We start from the raw sequence: 17783 nt of genomic DNA, 5'->3' as shown, positions 1-17783 counted from the left end.
AAACCATCGTGGCCATCCTGCAGCAGATCATCGACCGCCGGCTCTCGGGCAAGAACAAGTCCATCGGCAACCGCGAGCGCTTTCTCCGGCGCTACCGCGGCCAGATCCAGGAGGCGGTGCGGCGGGCCGTGAGCGGCCGCAACATCCGCGAACTGGAACAGGGCGAGGATGTGACGCTGCCGCGCCACGATGTGTCGGAGCCGGTGTTCGGCCATGCGCGCGGCGGCGACCGCGAGTACGTGCACCCGGGCAACCAGGAGTACGTGCGCGGCGACCGCATCAAGCGCCCCGAGGGCGGCCAGGGCGGCGGCTCGGGCAGCGGAGAGGCCAGCGACAGCGGCGAGGGCAACGACGACTTCGTGTTCCACCTCACGCGCGAGGAGTTCATGCGCGTGTTCTTCGACGATCTCGCGCTGCCGCACCTGATCCGCACGCAGATCGCCGACGTGCCCGAATGGAAGAGCCACCGCGCGGGCTTCACCAGCGACGGCACGCCCAACAACCTGCACGTGGTGCGTTCGATGCGCGGCGCGCTGGCCCGGCGCATCGCGCTCGGCGGCGAACCGCGCAAGGAACTGCGCCGGCTCGAGGCGCACCTGCTGCACCTGAGGGCGCATCCGCAGGCCACGCAGCCCTTCATCCAGAACGAGATCGCCGAGACCGAGGCACGCATCGAGGAACTGCGCCGCACCGCGCGCCACGTGCCCTACATCGATCCGATCGACCTGCGCTACCGCAACCGCGTGAAGACGCCGGTGCCCAGCGCCAAGGCCGTGATGTTCTGCCTGATGGACGTCTCGGGCTCGATGGACGAGGCGCGCAAGGACATGGCCAAGCGCTTCTTCATGCTTCTGTACATGTTCCTCACGCGGCACTACGAGACCATCGACCTGGTGTTCCTGCGCCATCACACGCAGGCGCAGGAGGTCAGCGAGGACGAGTTCTTCCACGCCACCGAGACCGGCGGCACCGTGGTGTCGAGCGCGCTGGTGCTGATGGACGAGATCGTGCGCGCGCGCTACCCCAGCGGCGAATGGAACATCTACGGCGCGCAGGCCAGCGACGGCGACAACTGGCACCAGGACAGCGGGCGCTGCCGCCAGCTGCTCGAGGAGAACATCCTGCCGAAGGTGCGCTACTACGCCTATGTGCAGGTGGCCGAGACCGAGCAGAACCTGTGGCAGGAATACGCGCAGCTCGAGGGCATCGAGCCCAACTTCGCGATGCGCAAGGTGTCCGAGGCCAGCGACATCTACCCCGTGTTCCGCGACCTGTTCAAGAAGGAAGGAGCCAGCGCATGACCCCCGCCGACCGCCCTCCTTCGGCACCTCCGCTGCCGACCGCCGCCACCATCCCGCAAGGCAAGCTCGAGCGCTTGCCCAGCCCCTCGGACTGGACCTTCGACCTGATCGAGCGCTACCACACCGAGATCGCGCGCACCGCGCGCGGCTACGGCCTCGACGTCTACCCGAACCAGCTCGAGATCATCACGGCCGAACAGATGATGGATGCCTACGCCAGCGTGGGCATGCCGATGATCTACAGGCACTGGTCGTACGGCAAGCAGTTCATCGCCACCGAGAAGAACTACCGCCGCGGCCACATGGGGCTGGCCTACGAGATCGTGATCAACTCCGATCCCTGCATCGCCTACCTGATGGAGGAGAACACCATGGCCATGCAGGCCCTGGTGATCGCGCACGCGGCCTACGGCCACAACAGCTTCTTCAAGGGCAACTACCTGTTCCGGATGTGGACCGATGCGTCCTCGATCATCGACTACCTGGTCTATGCGCGGCACTACATCGCCGAATGCGAGGAGCGCCATGGCGTCGATGAAGTCGAGAAGCTGCTCGACTCCTGCCATGCGCTGATGAACTACGGCGTGGACCGCTATCGCCGGCCGCAGAAGCGCTCGCTGGCGCAGGAGAGCGCCCAGCGCGCCGAGCGCGAGCGCCACATGCAGCAGCAGGTCAACGACCTCTGGCGCACCCTGCCGCGGCGCAGCGAGCAGAACGCCGGCTCGGAATCGGCGCCGCGCTTTCCGCTCGAGCCACAGGAGAACCTGCTCTACTTCATCGAGAAGAACGCCGCGCTGCTCGAACCCTGGCAGCGCGAGGTGGTGCGCATCGTGCGCAAGATCGCGCAGTACTTCTATCCGCAGCGCCAGACCCAGGTCATGAACGAGGGCTGGGCCACCTTCTGGCACTACACGCTGCTCAACACCATGTACGACCGCGGCCAGCTCGACGACGGCTTCATGATGGAGTGGCTGAGTTCGCACACCGGCGTGATCTTCCAGCCGCCCGTGGGCCACCGCGCCTACAGCGGCATCAATCCCTACGCGCTCGGCTTCGCGATGTACACCGAGCTGCGCCGCATCTGCGAGAAGCCCACCGACGAGGACCGGCGCTGGTTCCCCGACTTCGCGGGCAGCGACTGGGTGGCCACGCTCGACTACGCGATGCGCAACTTCAAGGACGAGAGCTTCGTGGGCCAGTTCCTGAGCCCGAAGACCATGCGCGACTTCCGCCTGTTCGCGATCCGCGACCACCAGAGCGAGTCCGAGCTCGAGGTCTCGGCGATCCACGACGACAGCGGCTACCAGGCGTTGCGCGAATCACTGTCGCGCCAGTACGACCTCGGCAGCCGCGAGCCCGACATCCAGGTCTGGAACGTCAACATGCGCGGCGACCGCTCGCTGACGCTGCGCCACACCCAGCGCAACAGCCTGCCGCTGCACGACGATGCCGAGGAGGTGCTCAAGCACGTGGCGCGGCTGTGGGGCTTCGACGTGCACCTCGAGAGCGTCGATGCGCAGGGCCGCATCAGCCGCAGCTGGAAGGCCTCGGCGCCGCGGGCGCTGTACTAGCCGAGGTTCAGGGCACGAGCGCGGCGATCGCCAGCGTGTAGCCCTTCACGCCCAGCCCCACGATGATCCCGCGCGCCGCCGGCGAGATGTACGAGCGGTGGCGGAATTCCTCGCGCGCGTGCACGTTCGAGATGTGCAGCTCGATCAGCGGCACGCTCGCGCCCTTGATGGCGTCGTGCAGCGCGATCGAGGTGTGGGTGTAGGCCCCCGGGTTCATCACCACGCCGAGCATGGTGCCGGCCGCCACCTCGCGGCCCGCTTCCTGGATCCAGTCGACCAGCACGCCTTCGTGGTTGGTCTGGCGGCACTCGATCGCCACGCCGAGCTTTGCGCCCGTTTCATGGCACAGGCGCTCCACGTCGGCCAGCGTGTCGCGGCCGTACTGTTCGGGCTCGCGCGTGCCCAGGAGGTTGAGGTTGGGGCCGTTGAGGACGAGGATTTTCTTCATGATGGATCGGGCTGGCAGCACGCGTCGGACGGGCCGCCATTATGGTCTGGCACCCGCCCTGCCCCGCCGGGCCGCCGACGAGCCGACGTAGTAGTTGTACGAGTCGATGTCGACCACGCAGCGCGCCATCAGGTCGACGAAGGCGCGCAGCTTCTGCCCCATGTAGCGCTGCCGCTGGTAGGCGCAGTAGATGCGCCGCGGCTGCGGCTGCCACTGCGGCAGCACCGGCACCAGCACGCCCTGCGCCAGCTCGGGCCGCACGAAGAAGGCCGGCAGCAGCGCGATGCCCAGGCCGTCGATGCAGAAGGTCTTCATCACCCAATGGTCGTTGGTCTCGAAGGCGGGTTCGGGCCGGTAGGCATGGCGGCCCGACGCGCCCGACACCAGCAGCACCTGCGACGGCCCCGCGGCCTCCTTCATCACGATCGCGCGGTGCGCCGCCAGGTCGTCGGGCGAGCGCGGCGTGCCCTGGCGCTCGAGGTACTGCGGGCTCGCATAGAGGCCATAGTTGAGCTGGCCCAGCAGCTTGGCGACGAGGTTCGGCGCGTCGGGCGGCTCCGAGCACACGTAGCAGTCCACGTCGCCGATGCCCGGCGCGTTCGGCCGGCTCGCCACGTCGAGCTGGCAGCGCACGTTGGGATGCGACTCCAGGAACAGCTTCACCACGTGGCAGACGAAGGAGGTGCCGAACTGGGTGTCCGACAGCAGCGAGAGGCTGCCCGACACGCCGGTGGTGATCTCCTGGATCTCGGTGCGCGCCGTCTCGAGCCGGCCCGTGACCTCGCCGAGCAGGTCCTCGCAGCGCACGAAGAAGGCGCGGCCCGCCTCGGTCGCGGTGATGCGGCGCGAGCTGCGCATCAGCAGCTGCGCGCCCAGCAGTTCCTCCAGCCGCGTGAGCTGCCGGCTCAGCGTGGCCTTCGAAACCCCCGACAGGCTCTCGGCCCGCGTGAGGCTGCCGCTTTGCACGACGAGCACGAAGGCCTGCACCAGCGCCAGGTCGATGCCGGTCACGCGCGCTCCCTGTCGGCGAGGGTCGGCCGTTTCAGAAATGAAAAGTTGCGTCTCGGCATGTGGCTTTCATCGGAGGGCGGGAAACGGTACGGTCTGCGCGGGCGTAGCGAATGCTATGCCATGCCCCGCCGAGACCTCGAGCCTTCGAGCCCTGGAGGCCCGAGCCCCACTCCCCACGACAGGAGAACCCCCGATGCACAGCCCTGCCCGCCGCACCCTGCTTTCCGCCGGCGTTGCCGCCTCCCTGCTGCCGTTGCGCAGCGCCTGGGCCGCCGGCCCGCTCAAGATCGGCTTTGTCTTCCTGGGCCCGGTCGGCGACACGGGCTGGACCTACCAGCACGACCTCGGCCGGCGCGAGCTCGAGAAGAACCTCGGCGCCCAGGTCAGCGTGCGCACCGTGCCCGACACCAACGAAGGCCCGGACTCCGAACGCGTGGCGCGCGAGCTGTCGGCCGACGGCTGCCAGCTGATCTTCGGCGCCTCCTTCGGCTACATGAAGCCGATGCTCACGGTCGCCAACGACAACCCCGGCGTCCAGTACCTGATCGCGAGCGGCTACCAGACCGCGAAGAACTTCGGCGGCTACAACGCGCGCTGGCACGAGGGCGGCTACCTCGCGGGCATCGTGGCGGGCCGGACCACGCGCTCGAACATCATCGGCCTCGTCGGCGCCCACCCGGTGCCCGACGTGATGTGGTATCTCAACGCCTTCGCGCTCGGCGCGCGCAGCGTCAATCCGAAGGCGATGGTGCACGTGGTGTTCGTCAATTCGTGGTTCGACCCGCCGAAGGAGCGCGACGCCGCGGTCGCGCTGATGAACCAGGGCGCCGACGTGCTCACGCATTTCACCGACACGCCCGCCGTCGCCACCGCCACCGAGGCGCGCGGCGTGGGCGCCATCTCGTTCCACTCCGACATGCGCAGCCACGCGCCCAGGAACTACCTCACCGGCGTCACCCACCACTGGGGCGGCTTCTACACCCGGGTGGCGCGCGAGGTGATGGCCGGCAGCTGGAAGCCCGGCCTCTACCTCGGCGGCATCGGCGACGGCGTGGTGAAGATGGCGCCGATGGGCCCGCGGGTGCCGAAGGACGTCGCCGAACTCGTGCAGGCGAAGGAACGCGACATCGCCAGCGGCAAGCTGCAGGTGTTCGCCGGCCCCATCAAGGACCAGAAGGGCGCGGTCCGCGTGGCGGCGGGCGCCCGCGTCGCCGACGCGGACCTCGGCCGGATGGACTGGTTCGCCGAGGGCGTGGTGGGCGGCTCGCGTTGAAGGCCATGGAGAACCCCATGACGCATCCTGCTACCGCCCCCTGGCATCCCGTCGCCCCTTCGGCCGGGCTGCGCCCCGGCGCCAACATCGTCGCCGGCTTCGCCGAGGGCCAGGAGCTCGCGCTCTGGCGCTCGGCCGACGGCGCGGCCCAGGCCTGGGAGAACCGCTGCCCGCACCGCAGCGTGCGCTTCACGCTGGGCCAGGTGGTCGAGAACCGCCTCTCCTGCGCCTACCACGGCTGGCAGTACGCCGCGGGCAACGGGCAGTGCGTCGGCATTCCCGCCCACCCGGCGATGCCCGCGCCGCGCAACGTCTGCGCCAGGGTGTTCGGCGCGGTCGACGCGGCGGGCATGCTGTGGGTGAACCTGGCGCACGAGGGCGGCGCGCCGCCGCCCACGCCGCAGGCACTGGCCGATGCCGTGCCGGCCGGCTGGCACTTCTGCCGCACGCTGACCTTGCGCGCCGGTGCGCAACTGGTGCGCGAGGCACTCCCACGGCTGGGCTTCGCGGCCGACGCCGCCCCGGGCGCCTGGCGCGGCACGCTCGGCGGCACGCCGACCGTCGCGCTGCTGCTCGACGCGCAAGCGCAACTGGCTTTCGTCCACCTGTGGACCGAGGCCGCCCCGGGCGCCGAGGCCATGAAGACCCTGCACGCGGCCGCGCGAACCCTGCGCGGCGACATCGAACAACCCAACGCCTGAAGGAAGGACGCACGATGCCCTTCGTCACCGACGATCCCAACATGCTCGACGACTGGCTGGTCGTCGGCCCCGCGAGCGCGCTCGACGGCCGCTCGCAGCGGCAGCCCTACGGCACCTGCCTGCTCGGCGCCACGCTCTCGCTGTGGGCCGAGGCCGACGGCACGCCGCAATGCCGGCTCGGCACGCAGCCGCTTTCCGTGCAATCGCGCCACGGCTACCTCTGGGTCTGCCCCAGCGGCCGGCCCGCGCGCCCGCTGTTCGAGTTTCCGGAATACACCGAGCCCGGGCGCCGCCTCGTCGACTGCGGCGGCATCGGCGTCGCGGTGTCGGGGCTGCGCGTGATCGAGAACTTCCTCGACATGGCGCACTTTCCCTTCGTGCATGCCGACTACCTCGGCAAGGTGCCGCACACCGAGGTCGCCCGGTACGAGGTGGCGATCGAGCCCGCCACCGGCGAGATCTGGGCCACCGACTGCCGCTTCTGGCAGCCGCGTGCCTCGGCCGCGCACGACAGCGGCGCCGACGTGCGCTACACCTACCGCGTGATGCAGCCCTTCTCGGCCATGCTCTACAAGTCGAGCCTGCGGCCCGAGGCGCAGGACGCCATCGGCCTGTTCCTGCAGCCGCTCGACGACGAGCACGTGATCGCCCACACGGTGCTGGCCTACTTCGACGATGTGTCGAGCGACGCCGAGCTCATCGCGTTCCAGCACACCATCTTCGGCCAGGACAAGCCGATCCTCGAGAACCATGCCTTCAAGCGCATGCCGCTCGAAGGCCGCGCCGAGACGCCGACGCGCGGCGACACCACCTCCGTCACCTACCGCCGCTGGCTGCGCGAGCGCGGCATGCGCTTCGGCACGAGGGCCGCCGCATGACGACGCTGCTCAGGCTCCACGACTACCCGCTCTCGGGCAACTGCTTCAAGGTACGGCAGCTGCTGGCCTGGCTGGCCGTTCCCTACGAGGCCGTGCCGGTCGACTTCTACCCCGGGCGCGCGCACAAGTCGGCCGCGTTCCTCGCGCAGCTCAACCCGCTCGGCCAGATCCCGGTGCTCGAGGACGAGGGCTTCGTGCTGCGCGACGCGCAGGCCATCCTGGTCTACCTCGCGAGCCGCCACGACGCCCGGCGGCGCTGGTACCCCGACGAGCCGAAGCTGCGCGGCCAGGTCGCGATGTGGCTCGCCACGGCCGACGAGATCACGCGCACCGCCTCGGCCGCGCGGCTGCACGACGCGCTGGGCTACCGCCACCTCGACATCGAGGCCTGCCGCGCCGGTGCGCGCGCCGTGTTCCGCGTGCTCGACGACCACCTGGCCGAGCAGGCCAGCGCCGGCCTGCGCTGGCTGGCCGCGGCGGCCGAGCCGACGATCGCCGACCTGGCCTGCTTCCCCTACGTGGCGCTGGCCGGCGAAGGCGGCATTTCGCTCGACGAGTTTCCCGCCCTGCGACACTGGGTCTGGGATTTCCGACACCTGCCCGGGTTCATCGGCATGTCGGGTATCTTCCCCGCTGGCCCCGCCTGAGTATCCTTGAGGCCTCGCGCCGTCTTCCGGCCCCCATTCCCTCCCTCCTCCCCCCTTTCCCCCCGAACACGCCATGAAAACCAAAGCCGCCGTCGCCTGGAAATCCGGAGCCCCCCTGACCATCGAAACCGTGGACCTCGACGGCCCCCGGTTCGGCGAAGTGCTCGTCGAGATCAAGGCCACCGGCATCTGCCACACCGACTACTACACCCTGTCGGGCGCCGACCCCGAAGGCATCTTCCCCGCCATCCTCGGCCATGAAGGCGCGGGCATCGTGGTCGACGTCGGCCCCGGCGTCACCACCCTCAAGAAGGGAGACCACGTCATCCCGCTCTACACGCCCGAATGCCGCCAGTGCAAGTTCTGCCTGTCGCGCAAGACCAACCTGTGCCAGCTGATCCGCGGCACGCAGGGCAAGGGCCTGATGCCCGACGGCACCAGCCGCTTCAGCCTCGACGGCAAGCCCATCGCCCACTACATGGGCACCTCCACCTTCAGCAACTACACGGTCGCACCCGAGATCTCGCTGGCCAAGATCCGCGAGGACGCGCCCTTCGACAAGGTCTGCTACATCGGCTGCGGCGTCACCACCGGCATCGGCGCGGTGATCTTCACGGCCAAGGTGGAAGCCGGCGCCAACGTGGTGGTGTTCGGCCTCGGCGGCATCGGCCTGAACGTGATCCAGGGCGCGAAGATGGTGGGCGCCGACAAGATCATCGGCGTCGACCTGAACCCCGAGCGCGAAGCCATGGCGCGCAAGTTCGGCATGACGCACTTCATCAACCCCAAGGACACCGAGAACGTGGTCGACGCCATCGTGCAGCTGACCGACGGCGGCGCCGACTACAGCTTCGAGTGCATCGGCAACACCAAGGTGATGCGCCAGGCGCTCGAGTGCACGCACAAGGGCTGGGGCCGCAGCATCATCATCGGCGTGGCCGAGGCCGGCGCCGAGATCAGCACGCGCCCGTTCCAGCTGGTCACCGGCCGCAAGTGGGAAGGCTCGGCCTTCGGCGGCGCGCGCGGCCGCACCGACGTGCCGAAGATCGTCGACTGGTACATGGAAGGCAAGATCAACATCGACGACCTGATCACCCACACCATGCCGCTCGAGAAGATCAACGACGGCTTCGACCTCATGAAGCGCGGCGAGTCGATCCGCGGCGTGGTGCTCTACTGACGCCGCGGGTGCCGACCATGGAACGCATGGAGCCCCTGCGCCGCATCGAAGCCGGCGTGCTCGAGGTCGCCTACCACGAGAGCGGCCCGGCCGACGGGCCGCCCGTGCTGCTGATGCACGGCTTCCCCTACGACATCCACACCTACGCCGAGGTCGCGCCGCTGCTCGCGGCCGAGGGCTGCCGCACCATCGTGCCGTACATGCGCGGCTACGGCGGCACGCGCTTCCTGAGCGCCGACACGCCGCGCTCGGGCGAACAGGCGGCCTTCGGCGCCGACCTGCTGGCGCTGCTCGATGCGCTCGAGATCGATCGCGCCGTGCTCGCCGGCTACGACTGGGGCGGCCGCGCCGCCTGCGTGGTGGCGGCCCTGTGGCCCGAGCGCTGCGCGGGGCTGGTATCGCTCAACAGCTACAACATCCAGAACATCGCCAAGGCGATGGAGCCCGACACGCCCGAGAACGAACACAGCCTCTGGTACCAGTACTACTTCCACAGCGAACGCGGCCACGCCGGCCTGCAGAAGGACCGCAAGGCCATCGCCAAGCTGCTGTGGAAGCTGTGGTCGCCGACCTGGCGCTTCGGCGACGCCACCTTCGAGCGCAGCGCCGCGGCCTTCGACCATCCCGACTTCGTGGAGGTGGTGATCCACTCGTACCGCCACCGCTTCGGCCTGGTGGCGGGTGATCCGGCCTATGCCGACATCGATCGCCAGCTGGCCGCGCAGCCGGTCATCCGCGTGCCCGCGATCACCTTCGACGGCATCGACGATGGCGTGCGGCCACCGGCCGATGCATCGGCGCATGCGCCGCGCTTCAGCGGACCGCGCTCGCACCGGCTGGTGCCGGGCGTGGGCCACAACCTGCCGCAGGAGGCGCCGCGCGCCTTCGCCGACGCGGTGCTCGAACTGGTGCGGGGCGCCGCATGACCGATCTGCTCAAGACCTTGTCCGAGCACCACTGCTTCGGCGGCGTGCAGGGCTTCTACGAACAGGCCTCGCACGAGATCGGCCTGCCGATGCGCTTCTCGGTCTACCTGCCGCCGCAGGCCGCGAACGAGCGCGTGCCGGCGCTGCTGTACCTCGCGGGCCTGACCTGCAACGAGGAGACCTTCGCGATCAAGGCCGGCGCGCAGCGCATGGCCGCCAGCCTCGGCCTCGCGCTGATCGCGCCCGACACCAGCCCGCGCGGCGCGGCCGTGGAAGCGCTGCCGGGCGCCACCGCGAGCTGGGACTTCGGCATCGGCGCCGGCTTCTACCTCGACGCCACCGAGGCGCCCTGGGCCGCCCACTGGCGCATGGAGAGCTGGATCGTGCAGGAGCTGCTGCCGCTGGTGGGCCGCCAGTTCGCGATCGACACCGCGCGCCTGGGCATCTTCGGCCACTCGATGGGCGGCCACGGCGCGCTCACGCTGGCGCTGCGCCATCCGGGGCGCTTCCTTTCGCTGTCGGCCTTCGCGCCGATCTGCGCGCCCACCCAGTGCCCCTGGGGCGACAAGGCGCTGCGCGGCTACCTCGGCGAACCCGGCGACGACCGCGCGGCCTGGCTCGCGCACGATGCCAGCGCGCTGATGCAGTCGCAGGTCGCGGCGCCCTATCCGCACGGCATCCTGGTCGACCAGGGCCTGGCCGACAAATTCCTCGCCGAGCAGCTGCATCCCGAAGCCTTCGAGGCCGCCTGCTTCGCCGCCGGCCAGCCGCTCACGCTGCGGCGCCACGCGGGCTACGACCACGGCTACTACTTCATCCAGAGCTTCATGGCCGACCACCTGGCGCACCACGCGCAGGTGCTGCGCGGCTGAACGAACGGCCATGTCCGACGCCCAGACGCCCGCCTTCCACCTGCGACTGCGCGATGGCGCGGCGGAGGAGAACATGGTGCTCGCCGGCATCTGGCGCCGGGCCTGGGCGGCCTCGCATCCGGGCACGCCGGTGATCGAGCCGATCTCTCACTGGCTGCAGCGCGTGCGCACCGAGTTCGTGGCGCCGGCCGAGGTGGTGATCGCCGAGCGCGATGCGCAGGCACTGGCCTTCATGGTGCTGCACGACCGGCGCGAGTACGTGGCGCAGCTGTTCGTCGATCCGCACCTGCGCAACCAGGGCCTGGGGCAGGCGCTGCTCGACGAGGCCTGCGTGCGCATGCCCACCGGCTGGCGGCTGCACGTGGCGCTCACCAACACCGCGGCCCAGCGCTTCTACGAGCGCTACGGCCTCGCGCGCGGCACGGTCGACCGCCATCCGACCAGCGGGCGCGAACGCATCAGCTACCACTGGTATCCGGCGCGCGCGCCCTGGCGCAAGGCCTGAACCCATTCGCCGTCTTCTTCACCATGCGCATCGACCACATCGCCCTCTGGACCACCGACCTCGAACGCTGCAAGCGCTTCTACGTCGACTACTTCGGCGCCGCCGCGGGCGAGGGCTACGTCAATCCCGCGAAGGGCTTCGCCTCCTGCTTCCTGAGCCTGGGCGACGGCGCCCGCATCGAGGCCATGACCACCAGCACGCTCTCTCCGGTGACGGCCGAGCCCGGCGCGCAGCGCATGGGCTGGACCCATCTCGCGATCAGCGTGGGCTCGGAGGAAGCGGTCGACGCGCTGAGCCGCCGGCTGCAGGCCGACGGCTACCCGCTGCTCGACGGCCCGCGCCGCACCGGCGACGGCTACTACGAGAGCGTGGTGCTCGACCCCGACGGCAACCGCATCGAGATCACGGCCTGAACCCCACGAACACCCCATGCACTACCTGCTGATCTACGACACCGCGCCCGACTACCTCGAGCGCCGCGGCGAATTCCGCGATGCGCACCTCGCGCTGGCCTGGCAGGCGGTGGAGCGCGGCGAGCTGCTGCTCGGCGGCGCCACCGGCAACCCGCCCGACGGCGCGCTGCTGCTGTTCGAGGCCACCTCGCCCGCGGTGCCCGAAGCCTTCGCCAAGGCCGATCCCTACGTGACGAACGGCATCGTGACCGGCTGGCGCGTGAAGGCCTGGAACACGGTGGTCGGTGCGCAGGCCTCGACGCCGGTGCGGCCGGCCGCGGGCGGCACGCCATGAAGAACGCCTTCGCCGACAGCCTGCACGAGACCTTCGAGCGCTTCGGCCGCATCGACATCCGCCGCATGTTCAGCGGCTTCGGCATCTACCACGAGGGCCGCATGTTCGCGCTTGTGATACGCGACACCCTCTACCTGAAATCCGACGCCGAGAGCGCCGCGCATTTCGACCGCCTGAACCTCGCCCCCTTCACCTACGAACGGCAGGGCCAGCAGATGCCGATGTCCTACCGCGAGGCGCCGCCCGAGCTGTTCGAGGACCGCGAGGAAGCGGCCCTGTGGGGCCGGCGCGCCTACGAGGCCGCGCTGCGCTCGGGCACGGTGCCGAAGGCGATGCGCAAGGCGGCCGCCGCGAAGAAGGCGGCGGCGAAGAAGGCGCCCGCCAGGAAGGTGGCGGCGAAGAAAACCGCCGCGAAGAAGGCAGCACCGGCCAGGAAGACCGCCGCGAAGAAGACCGCCCCGGCGAAGACGGCCCGGAAGGCGGCCCCCCGTTGAACGCACCGCGCACACCCCTGCCCCCTCTGCCCGAACGCGAGGAGATCGCGCTGCTCGAACCCTTCGAGGGCCTGGGCCTGAACGACATCGTGCTGGTCGCCACGCGCGACGATGCCGAACGCGCGGCCGCCGCGCTGCTGGCCGCGGGCGTGGTCGGCTTCGACACCGAGTCCAAGCCCACCTTCGCCAAGAACGAGGTCTCGACCGGCCCGCACCTGGTGCAGTTCGCCACGCGCGAGACCGCGTGGCTGTTCCAGCTGCATCGCAGCGACTGCAACGAGGTGCTGGGCGCGCTGATCGGCTCCGAGGCGCTGCGGAAGGTGGGCTTCGGCCTCTCGAGCGATCTCTCGCTGATCCGCCAGAAGCTCAAGGTGGAGCCGCGCGCGGTCTACGACATCGACGACGAGTTCCGCCGCCGCGGCTACCGCCGCTCGGTCGGCGTGAAGACCGCCGTGGCGCTGGTCTTCGGCCAGCGCTTCACCAAGTCGCGCAAGGCCACGACCTCGAACTGGGCCAGCCACCGGCTCAGCGAGGCGCAGCTGCGCTATGCGGCCAACGATGCCTATGCGTCGATCCGCGTGTTCGACGCGCTGCTGCCGCGCGACTGATCAGTCGCGCCCCGCCTCGAGGATCGCCTGCGCGAGCCGCTTCGGGTTCGAGAAGAACATCTCGTGGCTGCCCGGGCATTCGACCAGCCTGAAGAGCCCCAGTCGCTCCGACAGCCGCGGATGCCACGGCAGGCTGTGCGGCAGCGCGATGTCCTGCTGGCAGTTGACGTAGGACTTGCCCACCTGCAGCGCGGCCATCGGCTGGCTCAGCACGATCTTGTCGGTGAAGGTGCGGTACGGGTGCGGGTTGAGCTGCTCGTAGGCCGAGCGCGCGAGCGCCATGTCGGCGTCGTTGATGAAGGCATCGCGCCAGATCTCGAACGGCAAGGTCACGGCCTGGTCGTTGGCGGCCGCCACCGCGTCGAACAGCGCCACGTAGTGCGGCGGCACCATGTCGTTGAGCGACTCGCCGGGCTGCGGCACGAAGGCGTTCACGTAGACCAGCCGCGCGATCCGGCCCGGCTGCTGCGCGAGGCGGTCGGCCACGCCCGTGATCACCATGCCGCCATAGCTGTGGCCCACGAGCCGCAGCTGCGAGAGATTCTTCTCCTCGATGTACTGCAGCGCCGAATCGATCGCGTCGGCCAGGCCGATCTTCGCGCGGTCGTCGCCGGGCCGGTTGCCCGCGAGCGTGGGGCAGTGCACGGTGTGGCCGGCCTCGCGCAGGCCGTTCGCGACGGCCTCCATTTCGGCACCGGTGTGCCAGGCGCCGTGGATCAGGACATAGGTGTCGGACATGGGGGTCTCCTCGTTGGGTGGATGCGGGTTGCTGGCGATCGAACGCAGCGACTGTAGAAATCCCGCTGCGCCGCCGCTGGCCGCTAGCCGCCAGCGCGATGGCCGATTCGCGCCAGCCGCAGCGCGCCCGGCGTGGCGCCCAGCTGCTGGCGGCACAGGCGCACGAAGTGCGAGGCATCGCGCAGGCCGACGCGAAAGCCGATCTCCGCCACGGCGAGCCGGTCGAAGCGCGCGTCGCCCAGCATGCGGCGCGCGGCCTGCATGCGAAAGCCCAGCAGCGCGGTGGCGAAGGTGGTGCCGCCCTCGCCACCTTCAGCGAGGCAGCGGTGCAGGCTGCGCTGCGAGATGCCGAGCTCGCGCGCCACCGCCTCGGCCGTGAGGCCGGGCTCGACATGGCGCTCGCGCGTGGCCTCGAGCACGCGCCGGCGCAGCGCGGCGCGCGCGCCCGGTTCCACCGCCGCGGCCACGCCCGGCCCGGTGGCCAGCGCGAGCAGCCCGCCGAGCTGGTCGGCCAGCAGGCGCGGCGGCAGCGGCGGCGCGCTCGCGGCCTCGGGCGTGAGCTGCTGCACGAAGCGGCTCAGCACGCTGCCCCAGCCCGCGCTGCCGTCGATGCGGCAGGCGAGCTGGCCCGGCGCGTCGGGCAGCCAGGATTCGACCCAGGCCGTGGGCAGCTCGAGCGAGACGGTGTCGGCCGACTGCACGAAGTGGAAGGCATAGCTGCGCCGCGAATCGACCAGCACCGCGTCGCCCGGCAGCATGCGCGCGCTGCGCCCTTCCTGCTCGACGCTCCAGGCGGTGTCGGTCTTGCACAGCAGGTAGTAGAAGTTGCTGCGGCTGCGCTCGATCGCGCGGCGCGTGCGGTAGACGTCCTGCGCACTGCCGCGCACGCGGTTGACGCCGATGCCGAGCTCCGGCGTGCCCAGCGGGGCCGATTCGAGCGTGGCGTCGAAATGCCGCGCCTGCGGGCTGGTCACCTCCATCTCGAGGAAGCCCTCGCAGACCGCGCCGACCCAGTAGTCGAGCCGCTGCGCGGGCGGCACCGCGTCGGTGGACCAGCGCTCGATCGCGGCCGGCGAACGGTGGGCTTCGGCGAGGGGCTGGGTGGGCATGGAGGGGTCTCCCCGTGGATGGGTCGGCTGCAACATACCGAAGCCGGCCGGGCTTGCCAAGCGGGCTCGCCCGGGAAGGCGGTCCGGTTATAGGCGGCCGCTGACGGCGCAGCCGGCGGGCGGTCGGCACAATGGCCTGCTGCATCAACCCCGCGCACCGGCCGCCGCCGGCGTGCGCACCAGGAAGGAAACACCCAGGCCATGACCACCACCAACAAAAGCGACTTCGGACTGATCGGCCTGGCCGTGATGGGCCAGAACCTCGTGCTGAACGTGGAAAGCCGCGGCTTCCAGGTCAGCGTCTACAACCGCACCGAAGCCACCACCGAGGCCTTCATCGCCGCCAACCCCGGCAAGAAGCTGGTGGGCGCGAAGACGCTCGAGGAATTCGTTCAGAGCCTCGCCAAGCCGCGCAAGATCCAGATCATGGTCAAGGCCGGCGCGCCGGTCGACCAGGTGATCGAGCAGCTCATCCCGCTGCTCGACAAGGACGACATCGTCATCGACGGCGGCAACAGCCTCTACACCGACACCGAGCGCCGCGACGCCTACCTCTCGAGCAAGGGCCTGCGCTTCATCGGCGCGGGCGTCTCGGGCGGCGAGGAAGGCGCGCGCAAGGGGCCGTCGATCATGCCGGGCGGCCCGGCCTCGACCTGGGAGGTGATGAAGCCGATCTTCGAGAGCATCGCGGCCAAGGTCGACGGCGAGCCCTGCGTGATCCACATCGGCCCGGGCGGCGCCGGCCACTACGTGAAGATGGTGCACAACGGCATCGAGTACGGCGACATGCAGCTGATCTGCGAGGCCTACAGCCTGTTCAAGGCCGCCGGCTTCACGACCGACGAGATGGCCGCGATCTTCAACGAATGGAACGACGGCGAGCTGCAGAGCTACCTGATCCAGATCACCGCCAAGGCGCTCGAGCAGAAGGACCCGGAAACGGGCAAGCCGATCGTCGACGTGATCCTCGACAAGGCCGGCCAGAAGGGCACGGGCCAGTGGACGCTGATCAACGCGGCCGAGAACGCGGTGGTCATCAGCACCATCAACGCCGCCGTCGAGGCGCGCGTGCTGTCGTCGCAGAAGAAGGCGCGCGTGGGCGCGAGCAAGCTGCTGCAGGGCCCGAAGGTCGAGCTCTCGCTCGAGAAGAAGGCACTGGTGGCCAAGGTGCACGACGCGCTCTATGCCTCCAAGGTCATCAGCTACACCCAGGGCTTCGACCTCATCAAGACCATGGGCGACAAGAAGGGCTGGGGCCTCGACCTCGGCCGCATCGCGGCGATCTGGCGTGGCGGCTGCATCATCCGCGCGCGCTTCCTCAACCGCATCACCGACGCCTTCCGCACCGATCCGGCGCTGGCCAACCTGATGCTCGATCCCTTCTTCAAGGACCTGCTTAACCGCACCCAGCAGAACTGGCGCGAAGTGGTGGCGCTGGCAGTGAGCAACGGCATCCCGGTGCCGGCCTTCAGCGCCTCGCTGGCCTACTACGACAGCTACCGCACCGAGCGCCTCAGCGCCAACCTGCTGCAGGCCCAGCGCGACTTCTTCGGCGCCCACACCTACGAACGCGTGGACAAGCCCGAGGGGCAGTTCTTCCACACGGAGTGGCCGGAAGTCATCGGCTGAACCCGGATTGACCCATGGCCCGCCGGCATGGCACAACGCCGGCCATGGCAGCACCGCCCGAACCCGGCGCCTACCCGGCGCACCTCGTCGAAGACTGGCGGCTTCGCGATGGCCGCGCGGTGCGCATCCGGCCGATCCATGCGGACGACCTGGCGATGCACACGGCCTTCGTCGCGGGCCTGTCGGACCGCACCGGCTACCACCGCCTGCTCTCGCCGCGCAAGCCGCAGCCCGACGAGCTCTGGCGCATGACCCACATCGACTACGCGCGCGAGCTCGCGCTGATCGCCACCACCGAGGTCGATGGCGCCGAGCAGCAGATGGGGGTGGTGCGCTACGTGCGCGGCGACACGCCCGAAACGGCCGAGGTGGCCGAGTTCGCGGTGGTGATCGCCGATGCCTGGCAGCGCCACGGCCTGGCCGAGAAATTGATGCGCGTGCTGATCGCGGCGGCGCGCGACGCGGGCGTGCGCCAGCTGGCCGACATCACGCTCTACGACAACCTCGCGATGATCGCGCTGGCGCGCAGGCTGGGCTTCAAGGTGCAGCGCGATCCCGGCAATCCGAACGTCAGCCGGCTGCGTCTCACACTCGACGCCGCCGTGTGAAGCTCGCCTACTGCCCGAGCAGCCCCAGCTTCGACACCACCTTGCCCAGCGGCTTGCGCTCGCCGACGAAGCCGACCGCCACGTAGCGCAGCGCCTCGGCCGGCACGCTCGCCACCGCCTCGCGGAAGGCCGCGTAGTTGGTGGTCTGCTGGCCCTGCACCGGGAAGTCGATCACGTCGCACTCGGTGTTGGCGAGCGCCTTCTGCCGTACCGCCACGAGTTCGTCCTGCGAGGCACCGAGCACCGCGATGCCGATCGGGATCAGGCCCGGATGCGAGCGGCCCGAGGCATCGACCAGCGGCGCGCCGACCAGCCCCGGGTGGCGCTGGCCGACGGTCAGCGCGACCACGGCCGCGGCATTGGCGGCCAGGCCCGGCGGCAAGGCGGCGTCGACGACGATGACGCAGCGCTCGGGCAGCGCGGCAGCGGCGGGAGAAGGATCGGTCTGGCTCATGGCGAGTGAAAGAAGCAAAAATTGAGTATCACTTAATCATAAACCAGCCATAAATCAGCTATCAACCGCCACCAACTCGACCT

At 69.9% G+C, this 17783-nt stretch carries 21 protein-coding genes; 16 read left to right on the top strand and 5 right to left on the bottom strand.

Annotated elements, in window-relative coordinates; genetic code table 11:
• The first annotated feature begins 8 nt into the window (after window positions 1-8).
• Both AC07RM_RS18120 and AC07RM_RS18115 read left to right on the top strand, forming a co-directional pair.
• On the top strand, window positions 9-1301 hold the full coding sequence (locus AC07RM_RS18120; protein WP_093343149.1) for a YeaH/YhbH family protein: 1293 nt from the start codon (window positions 9-11) through the stop codon (window positions 1299-1301).
• On the top strand, window positions 1298-2872 hold the full coding sequence (locus AC07RM_RS18115; protein WP_057594518.1) for a SpoVR family protein: 1575 nt from the start codon (window positions 1298-1300) through the stop codon (window positions 2870-2872). Before AC07RM_RS18120 ends, AC07RM_RS18115 begins: the two co-directional genes overlap by 4 nt.
• 7 nt (window positions 2873-2879) lie before the next feature.
• Here AC07RM_RS18115 and aroQ read toward each other — a convergent pair whose 3' ends face one another.
• Together aroQ and AC07RM_RS18105 are read right to left on the bottom strand one after the other, a co-directional pair.
• Window positions 2880-3320 (bottom strand): type II 3-dehydroquinate dehydratase, encoded by a 441-nt coding sequence (aroQ, locus tag AC07RM_RS18110; RefSeq protein WP_057594519.1) that lies wholly within the window; start codon window positions 3318-3320, stop codon window positions 2880-2882.
• A 39-nt stretch (window positions 3321-3359) separates the two neighbouring features.
• Window positions 3360-4331, bottom strand: a complete 972-nt coding sequence (locus tag AC07RM_RS18105; protein WP_208508497.1) for a LysR family transcriptional regulator — start codon at window positions 4329-4331, stop codon at window positions 3360-3362.
• 193 nt (window positions 4332-4524) lie between these two features.
• Between AC07RM_RS18105 and AC07RM_RS18100 the strand changes: the two genes are divergently transcribed.
• The 12 genes from AC07RM_RS18100 (at window position 4525) to AC07RM_RS18045 (ending at window position 13162) form a co-directional block, all read left to right on the top strand.
• A complete protein-coding gene (locus AC07RM_RS18100; protein ID WP_495335405.1) occupies window positions 4525-5604 on the top strand; it encodes a BMP family ABC transporter substrate-binding protein in 1080 nt (359 codons plus the stop codon).
• A 17-nt stretch (window positions 5605-5621) separates the two neighbouring features.
• Window positions 5622-6305, top strand: coding sequence for a Rieske 2Fe-2S domain-containing protein (locus tag AC07RM_RS18095; protein ID WP_495335404.1), 684 nt, complete (start codon window positions 5622-5624; stop codon window positions 6303-6305).
• Between the two features lie 14 nt (window positions 6306-6319).
• Window positions 6320-7183, top strand: coding sequence for an aromatic ring-hydroxylating dioxygenase subunit alpha (locus tag AC07RM_RS18090; RefSeq protein WP_495335403.1), 864 nt, complete (start codon window positions 6320-6322; stop codon window positions 7181-7183).
• Entirely contained in the window at window positions 7180-7830 is a 651-nt protein-coding gene (locus AC07RM_RS18085; protein WP_495335402.1) for a glutathione S-transferase family protein, read from the top strand. Before AC07RM_RS18090 ends, AC07RM_RS18085 begins: the two co-directional genes overlap by 4 nt.
• Before the next feature lie 73 nt (window positions 7831-7903).
• On the top strand, window positions 7904-9010 hold the full coding sequence (locus AC07RM_RS18080) for an S-(hydroxymethyl)glutathione dehydrogenase/class III alcohol dehydrogenase (protein ID WP_057594524.1): 1107 nt from the start codon (window positions 7904-7906) through the stop codon (window positions 9008-9010).
• 17 nt (window positions 9011-9027) lie between these two features.
• Window positions 9028-9936: an alpha/beta fold hydrolase gene (locus AC07RM_RS18075; protein WP_495335401.1), complete on the top strand. Its 909-nt coding sequence runs from the start codon at window positions 9028-9030 to the stop codon at window positions 9934-9936.
• Window positions 9933-10808: an S-formylglutathione hydrolase gene (gene fghA / locus AC07RM_RS18070; protein WP_495335400.1), complete on the top strand. Its 876-nt coding sequence runs from the start codon at window positions 9933-9935 to the stop codon at window positions 10806-10808. The genes AC07RM_RS18075 and fghA overlap by 4 nt, the downstream gene beginning before the upstream one ends.
• Before the next feature lie 10 nt (window positions 10809-10818).
• A complete protein-coding gene (locus tag AC07RM_RS18065) occupies window positions 10819-11313 on the top strand; it encodes a GNAT family N-acetyltransferase (protein WP_490878334.1) in 495 nt (164 codons plus the stop codon).
• Window positions 11314-11336: 23 nt separating this feature from the next.
• Window positions 11337-11726 (top strand): VOC family protein, encoded by a 390-nt coding sequence (locus tag AC07RM_RS18060; protein WP_261210488.1) that lies wholly within the window; start codon window positions 11337-11339, stop codon window positions 11724-11726.
• A 16-nt stretch (window positions 11727-11742) separates the two neighbouring features.
• Complete coding sequence (locus tag AC07RM_RS18055; RefSeq protein ID WP_296801378.1) at window positions 11743-12060, top strand: YciI-like protein; 318 nt, start codon at window positions 11743-11745, stop codon at window positions 12058-12060.
• Window positions 12057-12554, top strand: a complete 498-nt coding sequence (locus AC07RM_RS18050) for a TfoX/Sxy family protein (RefSeq protein WP_495335399.1) — start codon at window positions 12057-12059, stop codon at window positions 12552-12554. Before AC07RM_RS18055 ends, AC07RM_RS18050 begins: the two co-directional genes overlap by 4 nt.
• Window positions 12551-13162 carry a 3'-5' exonuclease gene (locus AC07RM_RS18045; RefSeq protein ID WP_093343165.1) on the top strand — a complete coding sequence of 204 codons (612 nt, stop codon included), beginning with the start codon at window positions 12551-12553 and terminating at the stop codon, window positions 13160-13162. The genes AC07RM_RS18050 and AC07RM_RS18045 overlap by 4 nt, the downstream gene beginning before the upstream one ends.
• Here AC07RM_RS18045 and AC07RM_RS18040 read toward each other — a convergent pair whose 3' ends face one another.
• Window positions 13163-13900: an alpha/beta fold hydrolase gene (locus AC07RM_RS18040; RefSeq protein ID WP_057594530.1), complete on the bottom strand. Its 738-nt coding sequence runs from the start codon at window positions 13898-13900 to the stop codon at window positions 13163-13165. It lies immediately after the preceding gene.
• A gap of 83 nt (window positions 13901-13983) precedes the next feature.
• Entirely contained in the window at window positions 13984-15009 is a 1026-nt protein-coding gene (locus AC07RM_RS18035; protein ID WP_495335397.1) for an AraC-like ligand-binding domain-containing protein, read from the bottom strand.
• Between the two features lie 201 nt (window positions 15010-15210).
• On the opposite strand from AC07RM_RS18035, the gene gnd reads away from it, so the two are divergent.
• Window positions 15211-16638 (top strand): decarboxylating NADP(+)-dependent phosphogluconate dehydrogenase, encoded by a 1428-nt coding sequence (gene gnd / locus AC07RM_RS18030; RefSeq protein WP_203205196.1) that lies wholly within the window; start codon window positions 15211-15213, stop codon window positions 16636-16638.
• 44 nt (window positions 16639-16682) lie between these two features.
• A complete protein-coding gene (locus AC07RM_RS18025) occupies window positions 16683-17246 on the top strand; it encodes a GNAT family N-acetyltransferase (protein WP_495335396.1) in 564 nt (187 codons plus the stop codon).
• 7 nt (window positions 17247-17253) lie between these two features.
• Here the strand turns inward: AC07RM_RS18025 and AC07RM_RS18020 are convergent, their stop codons facing one another.
• On the bottom strand, window positions 17254-17700 hold the full coding sequence (locus tag AC07RM_RS18020) for a DUF2000 domain-containing protein (RefSeq protein ID WP_398500199.1): 447 nt from the start codon (window positions 17698-17700) through the stop codon (window positions 17254-17256).
• Window positions 17701-17783 lie beyond the last annotated feature (83 nt).

It is taken from the genome of Variovorax sp. GW821-FHT09B05 (genome assembly GCF_059418265.1).
This window is presented reverse-complemented; position numbering and strand designations above follow the sequence as displayed.